The sequence below is a fragment of the Azospirillum sp. genome (assembly GCF_050789165.1).
Genome location: NZ_JBOZRT010000016.1, coordinates 1 through 25143, shown reverse-complemented (window position 1 = coordinate 25143; position 25143 = coordinate 1). Strand labels below are relative to the sequence as shown.

Sequence of the window (25143 nt, the reverse complement as noted above, 5' to 3'; positions counted from 1 at the left end):
GCAGCCGCTCAGCCGCCCGGCAAGGCCGCCCGAAGCGCGGCGACGCAGGACTCCACGCTCCGCCCGGCGGTGTCGACCACCACGCGCGGCTCGCTCCAGGGACGGTAGTCGCGCCGGCGCACCTCTTCCCAACTCGGCAGCCGGAACTCCGCGATGTCGGCCCGGCGCTCTTCCACGCGCCGCCGATGCTCGCTCTCGTCGGAGCACACGATCTCGACATCGAACGCCCGCACGCCAACGCATGACGCCACCGCACGCCATGCGTCCCTGGTGACCGGCAGCGGATTGACCGAATCCGCCAGCACGCTCAGGCCGAGGCGGAGGTTGTCCCCGGCCACCGCGTAGCCGACCCGGTAGCCGGTGTCGCGCATGGACTCGAGCCCGGTTTCGGCGCTCCGGATCGCCTGCTCGATGGAATCGATTCGGAGGTGCACCGCGCCGATGCACCGCGCCAGCTCGCGCGCGATCGTCGTCTTCCCGCTTCCGGGCAAACCGCTGAAAATGACCAGCATGGCAGGCATCATCTTCCATCACCGGTGGTATAGGCGAGAATCATGCACCACCGCGCCCGCTTGACCAACAGTCTTGAGGCGGTGCCGGCGCTTCCCCTCACGCCCGCACGGCGCTATGTGGAGTGCATGCAGACCTGGACCGAGGGCTACGTCGGCGAGATCGCCTACGTCCACTCCTTCTACGCCGAGATGACGCCGGCGCACCTGAGCTTCGCACTGCTGCTGGCGGGCGTCCGCCCGCCCGACCTGTCGGAACCCTTCACCTACGCCGAACTCGGCTGCGGGCAGGGGCTGACCAGCAACCTGCTGGCCGGCGTGCACCCGCAGGCGCGGTTCGAGGCGGTGGATTTCCTGCCCGCCCACATCGCCGACGCCCGCGATCTTGCAGCCAAGGCCGGCAACGCCAACGCCACCTTCCTGGAGGACAGCTTCGCGGAATACGCGGAGCGCGGCGGCCCCGACCTCGACATCGTCGCGCTGCACGGCGTGTGGACCTGGGTGAGCGCCGACAACCGCCGCATTCTGCTCGACATCCTGCGCCGCCGGCTGAAGCCGGGCGGGGTGGTCTACGTCAGCTACAACTGCCTGCCCGGCTGGGCGGCGCACACGCCGCTGCGCAAGCTGCTGGTGGAGCACACCGCGTCCGGTTCCGGCCCGCTTCCGGACCGCATCGGCAAGGCGCTGGGCTTCGCCGCGCGCATGGCGCGGCTCGGCGAGGGCTGGTTCGACCGGGTGCCGGGCGCGCTCGCCCACCTGGAGAGCCTGGACGGCAAGTCCGACGGCTACATCGCGCACGAGTACCTGAACCGCGACTGGACGCCCTTCTACCACGCCGACGTCGCCCGCGAGCTGGCCGCCGCCAAGCTGGAGTACGCGACCTCGGCGACGCTGGCCGACCACGTGGACGACGCCATGGTCAGCGCACCGGGCCTCGCCCTGCTGAACGAGGCGGCGGACCCGGCGCTGCGCGAGACTCTGCGCGACTACCTGACCGACCGGCGCTTCCGCCGCGACGTGTTCGTCAAGGGCGCGCTCCGCCTGTCCGCGGCCGAGCGCGAACAGAGCCTGCGCGCGCTGCGCGTCGGCCTCCCGGTGCCGCGCGGCGAGGTGCCGGAACGGGTGAGCGCGCCGACCGGCCACATCGACCTCCCGGCCGCCGCCCCGCTGGCCGAGGCTCTGGCCGGCGGCCCGCAGACGCTGGACGCGCTGATGGGGGACCTGAAGGCGCACAGCCTTGAGGACGTGCTGCGCACCATCGCGCTGCTCGGCGGCGCCGTGGTGCCGGTGCCCGAGGGCATCGACGCACGGCGCGTGGCGCGCTTCAACTCCGCGGTGCTGGAACGCAACCGGTTCGATCCGGGGATCCGGCAGCTGGCCTCGCCCGAGTTGGGGACCGGCATGGTGGTCGGGCTGCTGGAGCGGCTGTTCCTGCTCGCCGAGGCGCGTGGGGAGGAGCCGGCGGCCTTCGCGTGGATGGTGCTGCGCGAGCGCGGCAAGAAGTTGCGGCGGGATGGCGAGGAACTGCAAACGGACGCCGAGAACGTCGCGGAGCTGGCGCGGCTGTACGAAGGGTTCGTCGGCGGGCAGCGGGGGTGGTTGAAGGGGCTGGGGATCGCAGAATAGTCCCTCCCCCGCCTCCGGCGGGGGAGGTTAGGTGGGGGCCAGTTGTTTCCGGGCAGGCCGTAGCCCCCACCCTTCCCACTTCGTGGGCCCCTTCCCTCCCCCACCAGAGGCGGGGGAGGGAGACTACCGCGCCTTCTGCGGCATCCGCCGCCGCCCCGCCCCGGCCTGCTGCGTGAAGAACGGCGTCCCGCCGCCCTTCCTGGCGCACGCACCCTTCCCCGTCCCCGCCGGCTGCCACGCCGGCACGAGGTGCTGCGGCCCCGGCCCGATCAGGTCCGTGCGGCCCATCGCCTTCAGCGCGTCGCGCAGCACCGGCCAGTTCTCCGGGTCGTGGTAGCGCAGGAACGCCTTGTGCAGCCGGCGCTGCTTCAGCCCCTTGGCCGCCTCCACGGTCTCGCCGCCGACGCGGCGGATCGGGCGGAGCGTGTTCCGCCCGGTGTGGTACATCGCCGCCGACACCGACATCGGGCTGGGAAGGAAGGTCTGCACCTGATCGGCCTTGAAGCCGTTCCGCTTCAGCCACAGCGCGAGGTTCATCATGTCCTCGTCCCTGGTGCCGGGGTGCGCGGCGATGAAGTAAGGAATGAGGTAGAGCTTCTTGCCCGCCTCCTTCGCCGCCTGCTCGAACATGCGCTTGAAGCTGTCGTAGGCACCGATGCCCGGCTTCATCATCTTGGACAGCGGCCCGGCCTCGGTGTGCTCCGGCGCGATCTTCAGGTAGCCGCCGACGTGGTGCTTCACCAGCTCCTTCACGTACTCCGGGCTCTTGACCGCGAGGTCGTAGCGCAGGCCCGACGCGATGGAGATCTTCTTCACCCCCTTCACCGCGCGTGCCTTGCGGTACAGCTCGATGAGATGGCTGTGGTCGGTGCCGAGATTCTTGCAGATGTCGGGGTAGACGCAGGACGGCCGGCGGCAGGTGCGCTGGATCGCGTCGTCCTTGCAGGCGAGGCGGTACATGTTGGCGGTCGGCCCGCCCAGGTCGGAGATGTGGCCGGTGAAGCCCTTGGTCTTGTCGCGGATCTCTTCGATCTCGCGCAGGATCGAATCCTGCGAGCGGCTCTGGATCACCCGCCCCTCGTGCTCGGTGATCGAGCAGAAGGAGCAGCCGCCGAAGCAGCCGCGCATGATGTTGATCGAGAAGCGGATCATCTCCCACGCCGGGATGCGGGCGTCGCCGTAGCTCGGGTGGGGGGCGCGGGCGTAGGGCAGGCCGAAGACGCCGTCCATCTCCGGCGTGCTCAGCGGGATCGGCGGCGGGTTCAGCCACAGTTCCTTGTCGCCGTGCCGCTGCACCATCGCCCGCGCGTTGCCGGGGTTGGCCTCCTGGTGCAGCACGCGCGACGCCTGGGCGTACAGCACCGGGTCGGCCGCCACCTGCTCGTAGGACGGCAGGCGCACCACGGTGTGCTCCGGCTCGTCGCGGCGCGGGTTCAGAGCCTCGCCATCCTCGACGGCCGCCGCGGCGTCCACCACGCTCCAGCCCTCCGGCACCGCGTCGCGCAGGAAGGCGGTGCCGCGGATGTCCTGCATGGCGCGCGGCGCCTCGCCCGCCGCGGCGCGGTGCGCCACCTCGACGATGGCGCGCTCGGCGTTGCCGTACAGCAGGATGTCGGCCTTGGCGTCCACCAGGACGGAGCGGCGCACCTTGTCCGACCAGTAGTCGTAGTGGGCGATGCGGCGCAGGGACGCCTCGATGCCGCCCAGGACGATGGGGACGTCCTTGTAGGCCTCGCGGCAGCGCTGCGAGTAGACGATGGCGGCGCGGTCGGGGCGCTTGCCGCCCTCGTCGTTCGGCGTGTAGCTGTCGTTGTGGCGCAGCCGCCGGTCGGACGTGTAGCGGTTGACCATGGAGTCCATGTTGCCGCCGGTGACGCCGAAGAACAGGTTGGGCTTGCCCAGGATCTTGAACGGCTCGGCCGTCTGCCAGTCCGGCTGCGCGATGATGCCGACGCGGAAGCCCTGCGCCTCCAGCAGCCGCCCGATGATCGCCATGCCGAAGCTGGGGTGGTCGATGTAGGCGTCGCCGGTGACGACGATGACGTCGCAGCTGTCCCAGCCGAGCGCGTCCATCTCGGCGCGCGAGGTCGGCAGGAAGGACGCCGTGCCGAAGCGGTGCGCCCAGTGCTGGCGGTAAGAGAAGATGTCCTTGGCGGTCGACATACGGCTTTCCGGTGGCGGAGAGGCCCCGTGGGGTACCTCGTCCGCCATCAGATAGCGCGTCCGCCGCCCGGTTCAAAAGATAACAGGAGGTATGGGGGCGATTTGTCCTCAGTTCGCCGCGAAGCAGTACAGCAGCCCTGCCCCGCCGGTGCTTTTCAGCGCGTCCTGGCTGCAGCCGCCGCGCGAGGCGTGCGAGGAATTCCAGGACTTGGCCGGCGGCGACTCGTCCAGGCCCCGGCGGTCGTGATGGCCGAGCATCGCCGCGCCTTCGGTCCCGCTCTTGGTCCAGTTGCCGCAGGTCATGTCCTGGCTGCCGGCGAAGGCGGTGCCGTCCGGCTGCGAGCCGGTAAGGATGTCGTGCGTGTTCGGCTGGTCGCCGCCGCCGTTGACCACCGCGCCCTTGTCGGTCAGCGCCGTCTGCTTGGTCAGGTTGTTGCTCGGCCCGTGCAGGTCCTCGACGCTCTTGGCGATCACCTCGCCCTTGGCGTTGGTCCACGGGCCCTTGCCGATGCGGTCGCGGGCGTTCACCGCCGGCTGGCCGCCCGTCGCCTGGGTGCTGAGGTAGGCGCGCCACGTCTTGCCGCCCGCCCCGGCCGCGGTGGCCAGCTGCTGGCAGTGGCGGTCCGCGCCCTCCAGCCCGCCGAGGTCGGCGCCCTTGCCGGAACCGACGCTGGTGACGAAGAAGCTCATGGTGCTCTGCTGCGCCTGGGCGCCGCCGGTGGCGGCGAGCAGCAGGGCCGCCGCGAGAATCGTCCGCTTCATGATTGTTTCCCCCGTTCGTCGTTGTCCGTCCCACGCAGGACGCCACACGGCGCCCACTTATTCCCCTGGTCAGATCATGCCAAGTCGCCGCCAAGCCGGCCACTCGAAGCGCGCCGCCCGGTCAAGCCGCTGGGCGAGTTGCGCGCGGCGCTGCGCGTTGGCCTGCAGAGCGGCCGGGTCGTTCATGAAGTCGGTCACCCGCAGGGGGCCGAGCAGGTGGTCGACCAGCAGCGGCGGGTCGGTCGGCGCACCCTCCAGAATCGCGCGGTAGAGCTGCGCCCCCGCCGCGTCGGTGTGCAGGCCGGCGCCGCCAACCGACGACGCCAGCCAAGCCACCGGGGCCTCCGCCGCAAGGGCTTCGGCGACCTGCGCGCGGTTGAAGCGCAGCACCGACTCCAGCGGTGCCGCGTCCAGCCCGCGCGTCGCCAGCGCTGCGCCGGCGCCGACCAGCGCCAGCGCCAGCTGGCGCGCCGGCGGTGGCCCGGCCACCCGCACCTCCGGCAGATCGAGCAGGTCGCCGATTCGGTGCGCGCCCCTGCCCAGCGCCGCGATGATCGGGCCGTAGACGCGCTCCTCCAGCACCAGCGGCGTACCCTTGCCGTCGATGGTGTGGGGAAAGCCGATGGGGCCGATCAGCGCCAGCCCGAAATCGCGCAGCCGCGCCTCGCGCAGCGCCGGGGGCAGCGGTCGGGCGCCGCGGACGAAGACATCGCAGCGGTGCCGCTCCACGTCGCAATAGTCGGCGAAGCTCTCGCGCAGCACCGGGTCGGCGATGCCGTCCAGCAGCGCGCGCTGCTCCGCGCTCAGCATCAGTGACGGCTCGTTCATGAACATGTGGGCGGAGCCGGCGTAGCTCAGCTTCGCCGCCGCCAGATCGCGCGCCACGTCGGCGTGCAGCAGCGGCTGCCAGCTGCCGTTCAGGTACTCGTGCGCGAGGTAGGTCGGGTGGGTGGACGGGTCGCGCAGGCGCTTGAACAGCTCGGCGTCGCCAGCCGCCCCGGCGCCGGTGCCGGACAGCGCCTCGGCAAAGTCGAGCGCCTTGAGCACGGCGTGGTCGCTGCGGCCAGGCATCGTGCGGGCGTATTCCAGCAGCAGGCGCTGCAAGGGGATCTGGTTCGACCAGCCGGGCAGCGTGTTGTAGGTGATGTAGGCCGCTCCACCCGGCTTCAGCGCACGGGCGAGGAAGCGGACGATCGCCCGCTTGGTCTCAGTTCCCACCCAGCTGTAGACGCCGTGCAGGGTGATGTAGTCGAAGGCCGGCAGGGCCGGCCCGGCGCCGGCCGCCAGATCCTCGAAGCTGGTCTCGTGGAAGGTGACGTTCCCCAGCCCGGCGGCCTTGGCCGTGGCCCGGGCGCGGGCGATGTGGGCGGGGTGGAAGTCGACGGCGTGGACCGTGGCCTTCGGGTTGGCGGCGGCGATGACGTTGGCGGTGACGCCCTGGCCGCAGCCCAGCTCGCACCACGCGAAGTCCTCGCCGGCCTGCGGCGGCTCCAGGCCGTTCAGCAGGCAGACGAGGTCGAGGTGCGCCGGGGCCTGCTGGCGGAACAGGCCCGGCTCGTACTCGATGTCGGCGACATAGCCCGCGCTCCACTCCGCCATGGATCCCCCCGGTTGTGATGGCCTGTCCTGACTATCACAAACCGGAAGGGTGCGCCGCACCGATCAGTGCAACAGGCCGATCTGGTCCATGGGGATCGCTTCGAACCCGTGCTGATACATCGGCGAGGCCGATGCCAGCGTGTAGTCGCCCGCCCCCGGGTTGGTGAACAGAGGGTTGAGCGTCAGCGAGTTGGCGTCGTACCCCGCCGCCTTCCACTCGGCCAGCGTGCCCTGCGTGCCCGCCATCGCCTGCGGCCACACCTGGAACAGCTTCGCCGCGGCGTCGAGGTAGGCGTAGTCGTTGTCGTGGAAGGTGCCGGCATTCTTCGGCCCGTCGATGGCGACCACCAGCCCCTGGTTGGTGGCGTCGATGACGTTGTGGTGGAAGTCGTTGCCGGACATCGGCGTGCCCTTCCAGCCGCCGTAGCCGACGCTCTGCTGCAGTCCGATCTCGCGGCCGTCGTTGCCGGCGATGATGTTGTTGGACACCGTGTTGTTCCAGCCGCCGTGCAGGAACACGCCGCCCAGGTTGCCGTGCACGTAGTTGCCCTTCACCGTGGCGCCGCTGGTCCAGTCGTCCAGGTAGACGCCCCAGCTGACCAGCTGCTTCGGGTCCAGCCACGTCGGCGAGACCGAGCCGTCCCAGCGCACGTTGCCGAAGGCGCTGGTGTCCGACACGTCGTTGTAGGCGACGACGTGGCCGGTGGCGGTCTGCTGGCGGTTGATCAGGTAGATGCCGCCGCCGTCGCTGGTCTCGCGGTTGGAGTCCACGACCTCGTTGTAGGTCACCGTCGCCCGGTAGGTCTCGTCGCCGGTGATCTGCACCGAGCCCACGGCGATCGCCTTGCCGGCGGTGTGCTCGATCAGGTTGTGGGAGACGGTCACGTCGGAGCTGCCGTTCACCCAGATGCCGTCGCTGCCGCGGTCTACCGCGCCGGCGTACTCGACCGTGTTGTTCGAGACGTCGGCGAAGTTGGACCCCATCTTGACGAACACCGCCTCGCGCCCGGTGTGGTCGAAGCTGTTGCCGGTCACCTTGGCGTTCGGGCTGGTCTGCACGGTGATGCCGTAGCCGGTGTTCAGCACCGTGTTGTTCTTGAACACCAGGCCGTCGGCGTTCTGGGCGTAGAGGCCATGGCCGGTCGGACCGCCGTCGGCGATGGTCAGCCCCTCGATGGTGACGTTCTTCGCGCCCCCCATGCCGAACAGCACGTCAAGCTGCGCCGCGACCACCTTGTGACCGGCCGGCGTACCGCCCTCCGGCCGGAACAGGATCTGGTTCGAGGCGGAGTCGTAGAACCACTCCCGGTTGGCGTCCAGCTGGTCCTTGGCGTTGTAGATATAGAAGCGGCTGCCCTCGCCGAAGCCGTCCCAGCTGCCGCTGCCCAGCGTGATCACGTTGCGCGTGTAGTCGATGCCGGTCACCGGCACCAGCACGTCGTCGTAGCCGTGCTGGCCGAAGGCGCTGACCATCAACCCTTTGGTGTCGGCGAAGGTGGGAACCGTGCCCGCCTTGAAGGTGATCTGGTTGGTGCCGGTGCCCGACGCCGCCTTGTCGGCGATCAGCCAGCCGCCGTCGATGGGGTGCGTCGGATCCTCGTTCGGCGTGCGCGCCAGCGTCTGGCGCTGCCCGTCCATGGAGAGGTCGAGCACCGGCTTCGAGCCGGCCGGCAGCTGCGCGCTCCACAGCCCGTTGCCGCGCGACACCCAATTGTCGATCAGCGTGCCGCCGTGGAACACCGGCTTCTCGGACCCGTAGGCGGCGAAGCGGACGCCGGAATCACTGCCGTCCAGCCAAAGCTGGTCCTTCATGTAGTAGTCGCCGCCGCGCACGTAGGTGGTGTCGATGTCGCTGGCGCGCATGGCGCGCTGCGCCGCCTGCAGCGTGGCGAACGGGCCGTCGGTGCCGTCGGCGTTGGGCGCCGCCAGCTTACCCGACCACGTGTCCTTGCCGTTCGTCGCCACGTAGAACGCCGGGCCGGTCGGCGCCGGGGTGGTGGGCGTGGTCGGCGTCGTGGTGCCGGTGGGAAAGTCGCTGGCCGGGGCGTTCACCACCAGCGTGCCGTTCCACCACATCCCGGACTGCCCGGCGACCACGTCCTTGCCATCCAGGGCACCCTTGTCGTAGGTCACCGCCGAGTCGGTCGGCGCGTAGGCGTGGCCGTTCACGGTGATCTTGTTGACGATCAGGTCGCGGCTGCCGGAATCGTTGTCGTACTGCACCTGTACCTTGTGGCCGGTGCCCAGCGCCGCGCTGGTGGTGAAGGTGAAGTCCTTGGCCGCGGTGCCGGCGGTGCCCTCGCCCACCTTCACGCCATCGACCAGCAGGTTGAAGTGCGCGTTGACGCCGTTGTACGGCGTGCCCAGCGCGTTGACCACGATGGTGGACGCGCCGGTGGTGGGCGTGGTCGGAGTCGTCGGCGTGCTCGCCACCGGGAAGAACGAGGAATCGGCGTTCACCACCAGCGTGCCGTTCCACCACAGGCTGGATTGGCCGGCGACCACATCCTTGCCGTCCAGCGCCCCCTTGTCGTAGCTGACGACGGAGTCGGTCGGCGCCACGGCCTTGCCGTTGATGGTGATCTTGTTGACGAACAGGTCGCGGCCGCTGGTGTCGTTGTCGTACTGCACCTGCACCTTGTGGCCGGCGCCCAGCGCGGCGTTGGTGGTGAAGGTGAAGTCCTTGGCCGTGGTGGTGGTCGTGCCCTCACCCACCTTCACGCCGTCCACCAGCAGGTTGAAGTGCGCGCCGACTCCGGCCGCCAGCGAGCCCGCCGCGTTCACCACGATGGTCGACTGGCCGGACGTCGTGGTCGGCGTGGTCGGGGTCGGGGAGGTCGGCGTGGTGGCCGCCGCCGGGTAGAAGCTGGCGGGCGTGCTGAAGTTCAGCGCCCCTTCCCACCACATGCCTTCCTGGCCCGGCACCGTGTCCTGCCCGTCAAGGGCGTAGCGGTCGTAGACGGCCTGGGTCGGCGACAGCGTGTTGCCGTTCACCACGACCGAGCGGACCAGCAGGTTGCGATCCTCGCCGTTCACGCTGGCGTCGTTGTCGAAATAGACCTGGACGGTGTGCGCCTGCCCGGCGGCGACCTGGGTGGTGAAGCTGTAGGCGCTCGGGTTCGTGGTGCTCACCGTCGCCTGGCCGGCGTCCTTGCCGTCCACCAGCAGGCGGAAGTGCGGCCAGATGCCTCCGGCGGACGTGCCATAGGCGTTCACGACGATCTTGGCGTCGGCGAGGCCCGTGGTGGTCGTAGCCATCGGTCAATTCCTTGCGTGGTTTTCAACGCAGGCGAGAATGATGGCGTTCGTCGGACATTTGTGCGTCATCGCCCCGCCGGCCGTGACCAGTGCGGGGCAATGGGGGGGACACGAAAACGCCCGCCGGGCATGCCGCCCGGCGGGCTTTCCCGAAAGCAGGGGCTCAGGCCGCGCGGACGTGGCTGATGAAGTTGCTCACCTGCTGGCGCAGCAGGTTGAACTGCTCCGACACCTTGCGGGTGGCGTCCAGCAGGTCCTTGGCCATGTGGCTGGCGTCCACCACCTCGCCGGTCACCAGGTCGATGTTGGTGGCGACCGCCTGGGTGCCCGTGGCCGCGTGGTTGGCGGCGCGCGAGATCTCGTGCGTGGTGATGTTCTGCTCCTCGACCGCGGCGGCGATGCCGGTGGCGATCTCGCGGGCACCCTCGGCGACCTTGGAGATGTACTTGATCTCGTCCACGGCGCGCTGGGTGGAGGACTGCACGCCGTTGATCTGCTGCGTGATGTCCTCGGTCGCCTTGGCGGTCTGGTTGGCCAGCTGCTTGACCTCCGAGGCGACCACCGCGAAGCCCTTGCCGGCGTCGCCGGCCCGCGCCGCCTCGATGGTCGCGTTCAGCGCCAGCAGGTTGGTCTTGCTGGCGATGTCGTTGATCAGCTTGACGATGTCGCCGATGCGCAGCGCCTGGTTGGCCAGCGCCTCGATGGTGTGGCTGGTCTGGTCGGCCGCCTCGGCGGTGTTGCGCGCGCCCTCCACCGACTGGGTGATGCGCTGCGAGATCTCCGCGGTGGTGGCCGACAGCTGCTCGGTGGCCGAGGCGATGCTGCCGACGTTCTCCATGGTGTGGGAGGTAGCGCTGGCGATCTCCACCGCGCCCTTCTCGGCCTCGGCCACGCGCTTGGCGAGGGTGTGGGCGAACTCGCCCATCTCGCTGGCCGCCATCAGCGCCCGTTCGACCAGGGTCGAGACGTTGGCCTCGAAGTCCTGCGCCAGTTGGGCCATCAGCGTCTTGCGGGCGGCCTCCGCCTCGGCCTTGGTGCGCTCCTGCTCTTCGTTGAGCACGCGGACCTTGGCGGTGCTGTCGCGGAACACCCCGACGGCGCGGGCGATGGTGCCGATCTCGTCGGCGCGCTTCAGGCAGCTCAGCCGGATGTCCAGGTTGTTGTCGGAGATCATCTGCATCGCCGTGCTGATCTCCAGCGTCGGCGTGATGACGATGCGGCGGACCAGCACGTACAGCGCCAGCACCAGCACCACCACCACCGCCAGCGAAATGATGACCGAGGTCTCGGTGTCCGACGCGATCTGATCGACCACCGCCTTGCGGCTCCACGCCGCGGCGAGATAGCCGACGCGCTCGCGCTGGGTGCCGGAGACGACCGGCGTGATCACCAGCGTCTGCGTGTCGGTGGACTGGACGACCGCGCCGCTCTCGGCGCGCGCGCGGGTTCCCTCGGCGAAGCGGGCGACCGCCGCGGCATCGACGCCGGCGCGGGTGTAGCTGTCGAGCGGCTTGCCGGACTTGTCCAGCACCAGCACGGCGTCGAGCCCGGCCTGTGCGTTCTGCGCCACCTCGGCGTAGGAGCCCTTGATCGCCTCGGTGCGGGCGTACTTGACCGCCGACGCCATGTTGTCGCCCAGGAGCCGGGTCACCTGCGTCGAACCCTGGTCGAAGACCGTCAGCGCCAGCTCGCGCACCTTCATCGCCTGATAGGTGATCAGGCTGCCGAGGCCCAGCGCCAGCAGGAGCACCACCCAGACGATGATCTTCTGGCTGATGCTGCGCATGAAGAACAGGCCTTTCGGGGCCGCTTCCGTCAAACCGTCCATCGACATCACAGACTTCCCCCAGGACAGAGTGTCACGGCCACGGCATCACAAAATAAACGCCCGGCCGGAACGAAGTAAGTACAGCATCGGCGCGATGATAATAAAACTCAATGCACCACGATAACACCCTCAATTACGAAAGCAAATCAGCACATATGGCCAGTATATTCTTGCAAGTCCGTCAGAAATTCTGAAAATCGAACAAACATCCGTTCATGCAACAGCATTCAGAGAGCCGGACAACCCGACGCCGGAAACGGAGACGGGCGGTCGAAACCGCCCGTCCGCTGCGTCACTCCATGCCGTAGAGCTTGAGCAGCTGCTCGAAGTCGCCGGCCTGTTCCAGGACCTTCAGCGCCTCCTGCCAGTCCGCCGGATTCAGGCTCGACGCCTTGTTGGCCGCGAGATAGGCGGCGGAACGCTCCTGCGGCTCGCCGAAGACCAGTGCGCCCTGGCCGCCGGCCGCCTTCCAGTCGGTCTTGCAGAACGGGTTGGGCTGGTAGGCCACATCGACCTTGCCGTCCAACAGACCCTGCATCAGCTCGCGCGAGGTGGGGAACTCGACGATGTTGGTCAGGCCCTTCTGCTTCAGGAAGGAGAGCGAGGCGCTGTTGACCGTGGTACCAACACCCTTCAGGCGCTTGGCGTCGTCCACCGTGTTGATCGGGGCGCTGCCCGGCCGCCCGACGAAGGAGCGGTCCATGTCGAAGATCTTGGTCAGCCAGAGGTACTTGTCCTCGCGGTCCTTGCTGCGGGTGACCGGGAAGAACATGGTGCCGGGCTTGGCGTCGGCTTCCGCCACCGCATCCGGCCACGCCATGAACTCGATGGGCTTATCGACCTTCTGGAGCTTCATCATCTCGCGGACGAGGTCGTGCAGCAGGCCCTTCTTGTCCGGCGACGAGTTGTCGGTCAACGGTGCGAAGTTGGCGGTGACGACGCGAGTCACCTGGGCCGACGCCGGTCCGGCCCCCAGCAGGCCGAGGAGCAGCGCACCGGCGGCCGCCACGCGGGCGACGGTGCGGAACGGGGTCGTCACACGGCCCAAGTCTTTCATCTCGAACATGCGGCTCACCTTCCGTGGCGTGTTTTGTCTGTTGGCGTACAATCAGCGAGGCCGTTCAGAATTGACGCGATCGCTGCACGGTTTTCGCAACTTTATGCGGTGCATGCGTACGTTCGCCACCCGAATTAGGAGACAAAACGTCGCGGTGTTTTCGCATTATCACGTCAGCAGCGGAACGGACCATCATTCCAAGGGAGAGCACAGACCTCCGACCTTCATCCGACCATCGCCCCCGCCGGCTCCGCCCCTCGCACCGAGGGAGCAAAATCCGCAAGAGATCGCCTACCATTACGACGAACGGGTTAAATCATTCTATATGAATGGATGCAATTCTATCTATTATGCTTCCGCTTGGGTTGCATACAGGAATATGCGATCGCTGCGAACGACAGACGGCCAACGACACCATGACCACGTCCGATAGGCAGACGGCGCTTCCCAGCGCCCAGCACGCGTCGCCGCTGCAGCGCGCCATCGTGCGGCCGATCCAGATCCTGCTGATCGGGCTGACGGCGCTGCAATTCGTCGCACTCCTGGTGCCGCCCTGGGCGGGGCCGCTGGGCGACCTCGCGGCGGTGCTGCTGGCGCTGGTCATCCCACCCGCGGTGGTGCGGGCGCGGCGCACCACGAGGGTGCTGTTCGCCCTGCTGGCCGCAGCGGTCGCCGCGGTGACCTGGGCGGTCGGGAACCCGTGGCCGATCTGGCAGGGGCTTCACAACGCCATGCTGCTGGGCGCCTTCCTGTGCGTGCTGCAGTTGCTGCGCACCATCGCGCACGCCGGCCAGGCGATCCGCGAGGTGCGCGCCCGGCTCGCCCCGCTCGATCCGCGGCAGGTGGAGGGCGGCTTCCTGGTCGGCGCCTTCGGGATCGGCAGCTTCCTGTCCTTCGGCGCACACGCGGTGCTGGCGCCGCTGATGCGAACCGACGTCCAGGAGCGCGGCCGGCGCGAGGCGGCGCTGGCCTCGGTGCGCGGCATCAGCTTCGCCGCGTTCTGGTCACCGTTCTTCGTCGGCGTCGCCTACGTCACCCACCAGATGCACGACGTGTCGGCGGGCTCGGTGATCCTGCTGGGCCTCGCCTGCGCGGTGCTGGCGCTGGCCGCCGACCTCGCGGTGGCCGGCACCGGGCCGCGCAGTCTGGTGCGCATCCTCTACGGCCTGCTGCCGCTGGTGCCGATTTCGGCGCTGATCGCCGCGGTGTTCGTCGCGATCATGTGGCTCACCGGCATCGGCGCCATGGGCGCGGTGGTGGTCGGCGTGCCGCTGCTGAGCGCGGTGCTCCTAGTGCCCATGGGCCGCGAGCAGGCGGAGCCGCTCCTGAAGACCAGCCTGGGCGGCATCGTCTACGGCAGCGACGAGCTGCTGCTGGTGGCGGCGGCCAACATCTTCGCGGCGGTGCTGACCGGACTGCCGGGCTTCGCGCCCACGGTGGCGCCGCTGCTGGTCGGGCTGCCGCCGTTCCCGCTGCTGCTGGCGGTGATCGCCATCATGCTGCTGGCCGGCGCGCTCGGGCTGCACCCGGCGATCTCCGCCTCGGTGTTGCTCGGCGTGTTCGGCAACCTGCCGGACGCGGTGGCACGGCTGTCGCTGGCCGAGGCGCTGATCATCGGCTGGAGCCTGGCGGTGACCATCTCGCCCGTCGGGGTGACGGTGATGGTGGCCAGCCAGATGTTCCACGTGCCCTACCCGAAGCTGGTGTTCAGCCGCAACCTGGCCACCGCGCTGCTGGTCGGCGCGGCCAGCGCCGGCCTGCTGGCGCTGCTCGACGCGGCGGTGCGGTAGGGCACACGGCGCGCGAAAAAAGCCGCCGGCCCCCTTGCGGAAGCCGGCGGCTCTTTTTCGTGACGACGCGCGCCGCGTCAGGCGGCGAGGCGCTGGCGGCGGTCGGTCAGCAGGCGGGCCAGCACGGAGCCGACCTCGGCCGGGCCGGACACCGTGGTATCGACCACCGCGGTGCGCTCCGGCGCGATGGCCATCAGCGTCTCGACCGCGCGGTCAGGATCGTAGTTGCGGCGCTCGGCGGCGATGATCTTGAACTTCGCCAGCACGTCGGCCGCCGCCAGCGTTCCCACGGCCACCTCGGCCCGCAGCCGGTCGACCTCCCCGTCGGTCAGGATGCCCTCGGCGCCCGGCAGCTCGAAGTCCGAGCCGGCGGCCAGGTCGGCGCCCGGCGCCGCACGGTCGAAGGCGTCACCGCGCTTCAGCAGGCGCATCAGGCGCACCATGTCCGGCGCGGTCAGCACCAGGAAACGCGCCCGCGGCAGCGCCTCGGCGGCATGCGCCACCTCGGCCTCGCCGCGCAGCCCGTCGAACACCAGCGGCAGGCCGCGCTTGGAAGCGTCGGCCGCCAGCCCGGCCAGCACCGCCGCCATGCCGCCCGGGCAGTCGCGCGTGAAGCGCTGGGTGATCGAGAAGCGCTGCACGCGGTCGGTCACCGGCCCGTCGGCGTAGAGCGGGATGATCGCCTTGTCAGTCACCACGCGGCGGTCGGGCAGCAGGCTGAAGCGGATGCCGCGCTGCTCCAGCGCGGCGATCGCCGTGGACTTGCCGGCGCCGGTGACGCCGACCAGGACCAGCACCTCGCTGTCGGCCATCGACCGCCAGCCGCCGGGCAGCGGGCCGCCGAAGCCGATGCCGGGGGCGATGGTGGTGAAGGGGGCGGTGGAGGGGCCAAGGGAGGCGGTGTGCAGCGTGCTCATCAGGCGGCCGCCTTCAGCTCGGTGACGTCGATGTCGTTGCCGTTCACGGCGGCAGCGCTGGCGATCAGCTCGTCCACGTCGCCGTTGGTGATGCGGCGGCGCGACGCGATGTCCTTCAGCGTGGCGGTGATGCGCTTCAGCGCCTCGGCGTCGAGGTCGTAGCCGAGCTGGCCGGCGCGCGCCTTGACCGCGTTCCAACCGACCAGTTGGTGGGCGATCATCACGTTGCGCTCCAGGCCGAAGTCGGCCGGATCGAGGATCTCGTAGGTCTTCGGGTTGGCGATGATCGCCTTGGAGTGCACGCCGGCCTTGTGGGTGAAGGCGCTGGAACCGACGATGCAGGCGCCGAAGGGCACCTCGACGCCGACGATGCGGGCGACCAGCTCGACCAGCGGCTTCAGCGCCGGCAGGTCGAAGCGCGCGCGCGCCGCCTCATGGTCCACCGCGTAGATGGCGGCGACCAGATCCTCCAGGCGGGTGATGCCGTTGCGCTCGCCCAGGCCCATGACGCAGGTGTCGATGTGCGTGGCGCCGCCCTCGACCGCCATCCAGGCGTTCGCCGTGGCGCAGCCCGTATCGTTGTGGCCGTGGAACTCGATGTCGATGTCGGGGCCCAGCGCCGTGCGGACGATCTGCAGCGTCTGCATGACGCGCAGCGGGCTGGCGGCGCCAACCGTGTCGGCGATGCCGAATCGCGAGAACAGCCCGGTCTTCGACAGCGGCACGTAGATGGACAGCAGGTCGTCGAGCGAGCTGCGGAACGCGTCCTCGCAGGAGAAGCGGACGATCGCCTCGGGGCGCTCGCGCTTGATGTAGGCGGCGACCTCGGTGGCTTGGCGGACGATCTCATCGACGCCGCGGCCGTGGCTGGAGGCGCGCAGGATCGGCGAGGAGGCCATGAACAGATTGAAGGCGGTGATGCCGCACTCCAGCGCCAGACGGACATCATCCATGTGGCAGCGCAGATGGGCGGCAACGTGGGCGCGCAGCCTCAGGCCGGTCAGCACCTTGCAGGCCTCGCGGGCGCTGGGGCTCACCGCGGGCGAGGAAATCTCGATGAAGTCAACGCCGAACGAATCGAGGGCGCGAGCGATCGCGATCTTGTCGGCGAGGGTGTAATGGCTGAGTTCGAACTGCTCGCCTTCGCGGAGGGTCGAATCGACGATGAAGCACTTTTGCAAAGACATGAGACCCGCTTCCTTTCGCATATCGGTAAGGCAAGCGTCCGCGCTCTGGAAAGCGATGCTCGCCCAGTGTCCAAATTCAAAACGAATGAGTGGTTTCCGCGCCGACGAGGATGCAGTCGCCGGCCGGTTAAACCCACAACGCGACCGCCCCGCCAGCCCCCTTGCAGGGAGCCCGGTGCTGCGAATCACGCTTTGATTTTTATGATTGCGACGTCCGGTGCCGTTTCACCCTTTTGGGTGGTGGCGTTCACGTCGTTGACTTCTTTTATGTCACGCTTTTAACAAATGCAACCTAGTTTTGGTGCATGCACAGGTATGCCCCTACCGCAAGGACATGTAACGAGCGGAAATTTCAAACCGCTTACGAACCCCTAATTCGCAACATCCGTGTTACACGCACGAAATAGGAGGGCAGCGCCGCATCGTGCGGCGCCGCTTGGACGCACACCTCGAAAATCTGTATCAGATCGGGAAATTCACCGATTCGATGGCCCAAACAAAGGCTTTCCGGCCACTGTGAGGCTGCATTTCAGCACCGTTCCGCTCTCGGATTCGGTGATGTAAGCCGTTTGGCCCAGATCTCCGCCAAAGGAGAGGTTCGTCGTGAACAATCCCTCGCCCGAAAGGATGCGACATTTTGGCACACCCAGGATGTCGAATCCCCAAACACAGCCATTTCCCGCATGCGCCACCCACAATCCGCCATCCGAATCGAGCGCCATGCCATCCGGCCCGGACAGCCCGCCCGACAGCTGAATGAACAGACCGACCTTCGAGGTGGAGCCATCGGCCGCCAACGGCACGCGCCAGATGGCGTTGGCACGGGTGACCGCGACGTAGATGGCGGTTTCCGCCTTGTTGGGAACCAGGCCGTTGGGACTGGGCAGCGTATCGAACAGGCAGGTCAGCCGGCCGTCGCTGCCCAGGCGGTACAATCGGCCGGTCGGGTCATGCAGGCCGGTCTGCCCCTGGTCGGTGAAGTAGAGGTCGCCGCTGGCGGCGAACACCAGGTCGTTTACACCCTTGAAACATTCGCCGCGGGCGCGCTCCAGCACCGGCTCGATTCGCCCGGTCTCCGGGTCGAGGACCAGGATGCCCTTCTTGTAGTCGGCGATGAACAGCCGGCCGTCGCGATGGAAGGCCAGCCCGTTCGGCTCGCCGTCGTACTCCGCCACCAGCGTGAACACGCCGTCGGGTGAGACGCGGAAGATGCGGCCCCAGGGAATGTCGGTCAGCCACAGGTTGCCCTGGGAGTCGAAGGCCGGCCCCTCGAGGAAGGAGTGCAGTTCCTCACCGCGCTTGTTGGCGTCGGCCCACGAACTGCGGCGGCCTTTGCGGCGGAACTCCTCGGGCAGGCGGGCGAAGACCTCCGCCTTCACGGTTTCGGGCGGCGGGTAGAGACTCACGGTGCGACCTCCTGCTCATGATCCGGGTGTTGGCGGCGGTAAGCCAGCAGCCGGCGCGCCAGGATGGCGCCGCCGACAGTGAAGCCGATGCCGGTGCTGAGCGCCCCGGGCACGTAGATCAGCGCAGCGCACACCGCCAGCACCAGCCGCTCGGCCCACGGCAGCCGGCCGCCGAAGTGGCCGACCTGCACCGCCGCCAGCATCACCACCGCCAGCGTCAGCGCCGCCAGCGCGCCAATCGTGGCGGGCAGCGTCGCCAGCGTCGGGTCCTGCAGCATCAGCTCGGGCTGGTAGACCCACAGGAAGGGGAACAGGAAGGCGACGGTGCACAGACGCAGGCTGTGCATGGCGATCTTGATCACCGGCTCCTGCGCGATGGCGGCGGCGGCGAACACCGCCAGCGCCACCGGCGGGGTAATCGCGGACATCACCGCGAAGTAGAAGACGAACATGTGCGTGGTCAGCACCGGCAGGCCGAGTTGGCTCAGCGCCGGCCCGGCGGTGAACACCACCAGCAGGTAGGACGCCGCCGTCGGCAACCCCATGCCGAGCAGCAGCGCGCACGCCGCCGCCGCGACCAGCGCCAGGAACAGGTCGGCCTGCCCCAGCGCGACGATGGCCTGGCTGATCTTGATGCCCAGGCCGGTGCTGGACACCGCGCCGATGATGATGCCGATGGCGGCGCAGGCGACGGCGACGCTCAACCCCTCCTTCCCACCGTCCACCAGCATGCGGCCCACCGTCGACCAGCTCGGCCGCGTCTCCGGGAACAGCACGGCGAGGCCGAGCAGCGCCGCGATGGCGCCCAGGCCGCACAGATCCACCGAATAGCCGGCGAACAGCATGACCAGCAGCACCGCGAAGGAGGCGACCATGACCGCCATCTGCGTCACCCGCAGCCGCGTCCAGGTGCCGTCCAGCCCCTCCGGCGGCTTGATGCCGAGCCGGCCGGCCTCCAGCGCCGTCACGCAGGACAGCGAGAAGATGAACAGGAACGACGGCACCAGCGCCGCCACCATGATGTTGGCGTAGGGGACGCCGGTGATCTCCGCCATGATGAAGGCGCCCACGCCCATCACCGGCGGCATGATCTGCCCGACCACCGAAGAGGAGGCCTCGACCGCCCCCGCGTAGGCCTTGGTGAAGCCGGCGCGGTGCATCATCGAGATGGTGATGGCGCCGTTCGCCACCACGTTGGCCGGCGCCGATCCGTTGATCGAGCCGAACAGCGCCGAGGCGATGATCGCGCACTGCGCCGAACCGGAGCGCCGCCCCATCGACAAGGCACCGGCGATCCAGTCGAAGAAGTCGCCCACCCCGCTGAGCCGCAGCACCACGCCGAAGATCACGAAGACATAGACGATCTCCACCACCGAGCCGAGCGCCACACCGAAGATGCCGTTGGAGCTGTAGGCCAGCTCGAACACCTCGGCCGCGCCCATGCCGCGGTGCCCCGCCCAGCCCGGCAGCAGGTTGCCGAACGCCAGGTAGGCGATGCCGGCCAGCACGACGCCCAGCAGCATCCAGCCCTCGGCACGCCGCGCCCCCTCCAGCACCACCAGCGTGCCGATCACGTAGGCGGTCAGATCCCAGCCGTTCGGCAGCCCCTCGCGATAGGCGGCGATGTCCTGGTAGTTGAGGATCATGTAGACGCCGGCCAAGGCGCCGGCGGTGGTCAGCGCCAGCGCCAGCAGCGCGTCCAGCGCCGGCCGCGCCGCCAGCGGCCCCGGCCGCAGCGCGAACAGGGCGCCCAGCGCCAGCATCAGGACCACCTCGTACTGCACCCAGACGGTCAGCCGGCCGTACAGGGTGGAGCCGATGATGAAGGCGGCGAGCGCAGCGCACAGCGTCGCCCCGACGCCGCGCCGCACACTCTCGATGGTCGGTGCGGCGCCGCCGGCGGCTTCGGTCAGGCTGGTCATGGCGCTTCTCCGTGACGTGAGGAAGGGATCAGAGCGCGCCGAGGTCGCTCAGGCAGCGGCGGGCACCGGGGTGCAGCTCGGCCGACAGGCCGGCCGCGGCGTTGGCAGGGTCGATCAGCGCCAGCGCGGCGGAGCTGGCGCGCACCCGGTCCACCCCACCCCAGAAGGTGCGGCACAACGTGTAGGCGGTCTGCTCCGGCATGTCGGCGCGCACCATCACCATGAAGGGGAAGGTCCAGAACACCACGTCGCCGTCGCTGGCCACGCGCTCGCCGTAGGCCTCCTTGATCCGCGCCGCCGGGATGGTGCGGTAGAGATAGTGGGCGCCGTTGCTGATCGCGCCCTGCAGCGCCGGCAGGCTGCCCGGGGCGGGCGAGAGGAAGCGCAGCGGCGTGTTGCGCGAGGCCTGATCGATGCCCGCCTGCGGCAGCCCGCCCCACACCAGCGTGGCGTCGATCTGCCCGTTGCCCAGACGGTCGAGCGAGGGGCCGTAGTCCAGGTACTCGGTGAGGACCTCGCCGCGCTCGGCATCGGCGCCGTGCACCTTGAACAACGAGACCGAAACGCGCCCGGCATTGCCGCCCGGCCGGCCGATGCTGACCCGCCGCCCCTTGAGGTCGGCCAACGTGCGGATCGGGCTGTCGGCGCGCACCACGTACTGGCCCATGCCGGTGTCGATGGCGAACAGCACCCTCAGGTTCTTGTAGCCCTCGACCATGCTCGACGGGTCTTCCTTGAAGCTGCCGTCGCGGTTCACCGCGTCCAGGTAGTGCGGCGCCCCGATCAGCGACAGGTCGGCGCGGCCCTGCGCCATGTTGCGCAGCCCCTTCACCGTGCCGGTGGCGACGGGAGTGATGCGCATGCCGGTGTTGCGCTGGGCCAGCAGGTCGGACCACGCCATGGCCAGCTGGAAGTCCTCGCTGGTCAGCGACACCGTCGCCATGACGAACTCGGCGGCGCCGGCCGGACGGAGCAGCGCAAGCACCGTAAGAGCCGCGAACCCCAAGGTGCGCCCCACCTTGCGCAAGATGGATCGGAACATGTCGGTCACTCCTGTCTCGGGCAGCGGCGCCGGCCTACAGGCCGACCACGCCCGCCCCCGCCAGCCGGTCGATGTCGTCCCCGCCGAGCCCCAGCTCGGCGAGAATCTCGCGGGTGTGCTCACCGGCGCGGGGCACGTCGCGATAGACGCCCGGCCGCGCGCCGCCGATCTCCACCGGCAGCGCCGGCAGCCGCGTGCGTGCGCCCGAGGGCAGCGTCACGTCCAGCAGCCCGCCGGACGCGTTGAGGTGCGGGTCGTCGAACAGCTCGTCCGGGCGGACGATGGGGGCGTAGGGCAGGCCCAGGCGTTCGAACGCCTCCATCAGTTCGGCCTTGCCGCGCGCGGCGCATAGCGCGGCGACCGCCGGGATGATGCGGTCGCGCGCGGCCACCCGCTGCGGGTTGCTGGCCAGCTCGGGGTCGTTCAGCAGGTCGCTCAGCCCGAAATGGGTGCAGAAGGCGCGCCACTGCGTGTCGGTGACCACGCCCAGGAACACCGGCGCGTCGTCCTTGGTGGTGAACACGTCGTACACCGCCCAGGCCGCCAGCCGGGCCGGCATCGGGGCGGCCGGCTTGCCGGTCACCGCGTGCTGCGCCATGTGCTGCGCCATCAGGAAGACGTTGTTCTCGAACAGCCCGGCGCGCACCAGCTGCCCCCGGCCGGTGGCGTCGCGCTGGCGCAGCGCAGCGAGGATGGCGGTGGCGGCGAACAGCCCGCCCATCACGTCGTTGACCGATGCACCGGCGCGCAGCGGCCGGCCCGGCGGGCCGGTCATGTAGGCCAGCCCGCCCATCATCTGCACCACCTCGTCGAGCGCCGTGCGGTTCTCGTACGGGCCGGGCAGGAAGCCCTTGAGCGAGCAGTAGACCAGACGCGGGTTGAGCGTCCGCAGCTCCTCCCAGCCCAGGCCCATCTTGTCGAGCGAGCCGGGGCGCAGGTTCTCGACCAGCACATCGGCGGTTTCGGCGATCCGCCGCGCCACGGCGGTGCCCTCCGGCGCGGTCAGGTCGACGGTGATCGAGCGCTTGTTGCGGTTGTAGGTGGCGAAGAAGCCGGCGCCCGACCCGGTCAGCGTGCGCGTCTTGTCGCCGCCGGGCATCGGCTCGACCTTGATGACGTCGGCGCCGAGGTCGGCGAGCACGAGGCCGCAGGTCGGCCCCATCACCATGTGGTCCAGTTCCAGCACCCGGATGCCGGCGAGAGGAGACGTGCGGTCGAAAGGGGTGCTGTTCATGCGGAGGTCCGGGAGGCTCAGGGAATGGGGGCCGATGCGGGGTGGAAGCCCTTCGGCACCCCGGCGTGGTGGAGATGGCCGACGAAGCGCTCGCCGGGCAGCGCGGCCGCGAGTTCGCGCCGCGCCGCGATGAGCCGGTCGAGGTCGATGCCGGTGCGCAGGCCCATCGCCTCCAGCATGTAGACGAGGTCTTCGGTGACGATGTTGCCCAGCGCCCCCGGCGCGAAGGGGCAGCCGCCCAACCCGCCCAGCGCCGCGTCGAAGGCGCGGATCCCGGCGTCCAGCCCAGCCAGCACGTTGGCCAGCCCGAGGCCGCGGGTGTCGTGCAGGTGCAGCGCGGTCAGCGTGTCGCCGATCTCCGCCTTCACCGCCGCGACCACGCGGCGGACTTGGAGCGGGTGCGCCGAGCCTGTGGTGTCGGCAAGGCTGACGTCGTCCGCCCCGGCTTCTGCCAGCGCCGACGCCAGCCGGCACACCGCCCCCTCATCCACCGCGCCCTCGTAAACGCAGCCGAACACGGTGGACAGCCCAGCCGACAGGAACGGCCGCATCTCCCTGGGCAGACCGCGCACAAAGCCGACGATGCGCGCGAACTCCGCCAGTTGCTCCTCCGGGGTGCGGCGCACGTTGGCGAGGCTGTGGCTGTGGCTCGCCGAGAGCGTGAAGGTGATCTTGTGCACGCCGGCTGCTACCGCGTCCTTGGCGCCGCGCAGGTTGGGAACCAGCGCGGCCACCGTCAGCCCTGGGATGGACAGGGCGTGCGCCACCACCTCCCTGGCGTCGGTGAACTGAGGCACCACCTTCGCCGGAACGAAGGAGCAGACCTCGATCTCCCGCACCCCGGCCGCCGCCTCGGCGGTGATCCAGGCGGCCTTCACCGCGGTGGGAACGGACGCCTTCAGGCCCTGTAGGCCGTCGCGCGGACCGACTTCGCTGATTTCCACGTCCACGGACATCATCACGCCCAATTCGCAGCGTTACATACGCGAGTATTATGCATTCCTGGGTATTTTCTTACGCCTTCCGGGTAGGCTTGTACGGCAGGGATGCAAAAGGTGTCAATGCGACCATGTTCTTCGCTTTTTAGCGGCTTTTGCAATTCACGCTGCAATTCCAAGCGGAAGCGGTATGACCAGCATACAGAAGTCCTGGTTCAACCCGACGGACGGCGCAACGGAGCGGCTACATAGAAAGTATAATGTGGCGCGCCAACAACAGCGTGCAGCTTTACCTCGCTGTTAACCAAGTCCCTATTTACGAGGGAGCCCCTTTGCGCAATTCTCATTTCACCGTCATTGCTTTTAACAATCCAGAGCGGGAGGGCGCCGACATGGCGCAAGAGGACGACTACGCCCTGAGCCGCTATATCAAGGCACTTCCGCCTGATCTTTGGCTGCTGGCCAGAGCGGCTTTCGAAGAACTATCGAACAACCCGTTCATCCCCATCCTGGACAAGGAGGAGATCGCCAAGCTCATCTGTTCCCCGGGGTTTCGCGACTATCTGGAAGGCGAACTGAAACTGCGTTCGCAGTCCCTCGCGTATCAATGTACTTAAGCGGCGCAAGTCGCGCCGGTCCTTTCAAAACATTCAAAGAGAACGACAAGGCGCCGCGCGCCGTCGCGGAGCCGCGTCCATTTGCCGCCCTCGCCGCGCTGACCGCCGGATCCCGGCGGTCACCGGCAGTGGCAGTGGTGGACCTCGATGCTGACGTGCCGGATCGCGAGATGCGCGGGAATGCGCGCGTGGTAATCCTCCGGTGACCGCGGCGCGTAGCTGACCAGCGAGATCACCGCCGCGTAAGTTCCCGGCCCGATCGACCAGACGTGCAGGTCAGCGACACGGTCGTCGCCCTGTTCCAGCGCCGCACGCACCCGCTCGCGCACCGCCTCCGGCGCCTGCCGGTCGAGCAGCACCCGCGCCGTCTGCGCCAGCAGCCCGCGCGACCACGCCGCCACCAGCACCGCGCCCACCATACCCATCACCGGATCCAGCCAGACCGCGCCGAAATGCTTGGCGCCGAGCAGCGCCACGATGGCCAGCACCGAGGTCAGCGCGTCGGTGACCACGTGCAGATAGGCGGAGCGCAGCGTGTGGTCCTCGCCCCCGTGCGCATGGTCATGCTCATGTCCGTGCCCATGCTCATGGCCGTGGTGGGCATGCTCGCCGCCGGCCAGGATGACCGCGCTCGCGGCGTTGACCACGAGACCGAGGATGGCGATCAGGATCGCCTGATCGTAGGCGATGGCGCCGGGCTCGACCAGACGGACAACGCTCTCCCACCCCATGCCGACCGCAACCACCGCCAGCAGCAGCGCGCCGGCGAAGCCACTCAGCGCGTTGACCTTGCCGGTGCCGAAACTGTAGCGCGGATCCCGTGCGTGCCGGCGCGCGTAGCCGTAAGCGAAGGCGGCGATGCCCAGCGCCAGCACGTGCGAGGCCATGTGCACGCCGTCGGCGAGCAGCGCCATCGACCCGGTCCACACCCCCGCGGCGATCTCCACCAGCATGGTGATGGCGGTCACCGCCACGACCAGGAGCGTGCGCCGCTCCCCCGCCGTCGGCTGATCTTGACCAAAGACGTGGTCGTGCGTCCAACGGTCGAAGGAATGGCTGTGCATGCGGTTTCCCCGGGTCCGAGGGAGAGGATGGCGTCTACGTGCCATCTTGGCCCGCTGGCCCACGAGTCCAAGAGCCGCGCGGGCACAAAAAAGCCCGCACGGCGTAGTGCCATGCGGGCTTTTTCGATTGGTTGCGGGGGCAGGATTTGAACCTGCGACCTTCAGGTTATGAGCCTGACGAGCTACCGGGCTGCTCCACCCCGCGTCAACACGCAGGCTTGGTG

The 25143-nt window shown here is 69.1% G+C and carries 18 protein-coding genes and 1 tRNA gene; 3 read left to right on the top strand and 16 right to left on the bottom strand.

The genetic code is table 11. The annotated features are described in order from the left end of the window. Positions 1-8: 8 nt before the first annotated feature. Positions 9-512: an AAA family ATPase gene (locus tag ACRWK7_RS02540; protein WP_431854596.1), complete on the bottom strand. Its 504-nt coding sequence runs from the start codon at positions 510-512 to the stop codon at positions 9-11. A 42-nt stretch (positions 513-554) separates the two neighbouring features. Here ACRWK7_RS02540 and ACRWK7_RS02535 point away from each other — a divergent pair, with 42 nt between their 5' ends. Next, complete coding sequence (locus tag ACRWK7_RS02535; protein WP_431854595.1) at positions 555-2135, top strand: class I SAM-dependent methyltransferase; 1581 nt, start codon at positions 555-557, stop codon at positions 2133-2135. A 123-nt stretch (positions 2136-2258) separates the two neighbouring features. Here ACRWK7_RS02535 and ACRWK7_RS02530 read toward each other — a convergent pair whose 3' ends face one another. From ACRWK7_RS02530 to ACRWK7_RS02505, 6 genes are all read right to left on the bottom strand, one after another. After that, positions 2259-4298 carry a YgiQ family radical SAM protein gene (locus ACRWK7_RS02530; RefSeq protein WP_431854594.1) on the bottom strand — a complete coding sequence of 680 codons (2040 nt, stop codon included), beginning with the start codon at positions 4296-4298 and terminating at the stop codon, positions 2259-2261. 108 nt (positions 4299-4406) lie between these two features. Beyond that, positions 4407-5060 carry a hypothetical protein gene (locus ACRWK7_RS02525; protein ID WP_431854593.1) on the bottom strand — a complete coding sequence of 218 codons (654 nt, stop codon included), beginning with the start codon at positions 5058-5060 and terminating at the stop codon, positions 4407-4409. A gap of 69 nt (positions 5061-5129) precedes the next feature. Continuing rightward, the gene (locus ACRWK7_RS02520; RefSeq protein ID WP_431854592.1) at positions 5130-6659 is read right to left on the bottom strand and encodes a class I SAM-dependent methyltransferase; all 1530 of its coding nucleotides are present in this window, start codon (positions 6657-6659) and stop codon (positions 5130-5132) included. Between the two features lie 63 nt (positions 6660-6722). After that, positions 6723-9917, bottom strand: a complete 3195-nt coding sequence (locus ACRWK7_RS02515; RefSeq protein WP_431854591.1) for a carbohydrate-binding domain-containing protein — start codon at positions 9915-9917, stop codon at positions 6723-6725. Between the two features lie 163 nt (positions 9918-10080). Continuing rightward, positions 10081-11751, bottom strand: a complete 1671-nt coding sequence (locus tag ACRWK7_RS02510; protein WP_431854590.1) for a methyl-accepting chemotaxis protein — start codon at positions 11749-11751, stop codon at positions 10081-10083. Positions 11752-12037: 286 nt separating this feature from the next. After that, on the bottom strand, positions 12038-12811 hold the full coding sequence (locus ACRWK7_RS02505) for a substrate-binding periplasmic protein (protein WP_431854589.1): 774 nt from the start codon (positions 12809-12811) through the stop codon (positions 12038-12040). Positions 12812-13218: 407 nt separating this feature from the next. Between ACRWK7_RS02505 and ACRWK7_RS02500 the strand changes: the two genes are divergently transcribed. Then, a complete protein-coding gene (locus ACRWK7_RS02500) occupies positions 13219-14592 on the top strand; it encodes a hypothetical protein (protein ID WP_431854588.1) in 1374 nt (457 codons plus the stop codon). Positions 14593-14669: 77 nt separating this feature from the next. On the opposite strand, the gene ACRWK7_RS02495 is transcribed toward ACRWK7_RS02500, so the two are convergent. From ACRWK7_RS02495 to ACRWK7_RS02465, 7 genes are all read right to left on the bottom strand, one after another. Then, on the bottom strand, positions 14670-15509 hold the full coding sequence (locus tag ACRWK7_RS02495; RefSeq protein ID WP_431854587.1) for a hypothetical protein: 840 nt from the start codon (positions 15507-15509) through the stop codon (positions 14670-14672). After that, positions 15509-16696 carry a homocitrate synthase/isopropylmalate synthase family protein gene (locus tag ACRWK7_RS02490; protein WP_431854586.1) on the bottom strand — a complete coding sequence of 396 codons (1188 nt, stop codon included), beginning with the start codon at positions 16694-16696 and terminating at the stop codon, positions 15509-15511. Before ACRWK7_RS02490 ends, ACRWK7_RS02495 begins: the two co-directional genes overlap by 1 nt. A gap of 476 nt (positions 16697-17172) precedes the next feature. Then, a complete protein-coding gene (locus ACRWK7_RS02485) occupies positions 17173-18102 on the bottom strand; it encodes an SMP-30/gluconolactonase/LRE family protein (RefSeq protein ID WP_431854585.1) in 930 nt (309 codons plus the stop codon). Next, entirely contained in the window at positions 18099-20024 is a 1926-nt protein-coding gene (locus ACRWK7_RS02480; RefSeq protein WP_431854584.1) for a TRAP transporter permease, read from the bottom strand. The genes ACRWK7_RS02485 and ACRWK7_RS02480 overlap by 4 nt, the downstream gene beginning before the upstream one ends. 28 nt (positions 20025-20052) lie before the next feature. Next, a complete protein-coding gene (locus tag ACRWK7_RS02475) occupies positions 20053-21066 on the bottom strand; it encodes a TAXI family TRAP transporter solute-binding subunit (RefSeq protein WP_431854583.1) in 1014 nt (337 codons plus the stop codon). A gap of 34 nt (positions 21067-21100) precedes the next feature. Then, complete coding sequence (locus ACRWK7_RS02470; RefSeq protein WP_431854582.1) at positions 21101-22300, bottom strand: CaiB/BaiF CoA transferase family protein; 1200 nt, start codon at positions 22298-22300, stop codon at positions 21101-21103. 17 nt (positions 22301-22317) lie between these two features. Further along, complete coding sequence (locus ACRWK7_RS02465) at positions 22318-23244, bottom strand: hydroxymethylglutaryl-CoA lyase (RefSeq protein ID WP_431854581.1); 927 nt, start codon at positions 23242-23244, stop codon at positions 22318-22320. 254 nt (positions 23245-23498) lie between these two features. Here ACRWK7_RS02465 and ACRWK7_RS02460 point away from each other — a divergent pair, with 254 nt between their 5' ends. Next, positions 23499-23855: a hypothetical protein gene (locus tag ACRWK7_RS02460; protein WP_431854580.1), complete on the top strand. Its 357-nt coding sequence runs from the start codon at positions 23499-23501 to the stop codon at positions 23853-23855. Positions 23856-23974: 119 nt separating this feature from the next. Here ACRWK7_RS02460 and dmeF read toward each other — a convergent pair whose 3' ends face one another. After that, positions 23975-24919, bottom strand: coding sequence for a CDF family Co(II)/Ni(II) efflux transporter DmeF (gene dmeF / locus ACRWK7_RS02455; RefSeq protein WP_431854579.1), 945 nt, complete (start codon positions 24917-24919; stop codon positions 23975-23977). Positions 24920-25047: 128 nt separating this feature from the next. Further along, a tRNA-Met gene (locus ACRWK7_RS02450) sits at positions 25048-25124 on the bottom strand. Positions 25125-25143 lie beyond the last annotated feature (19 nt).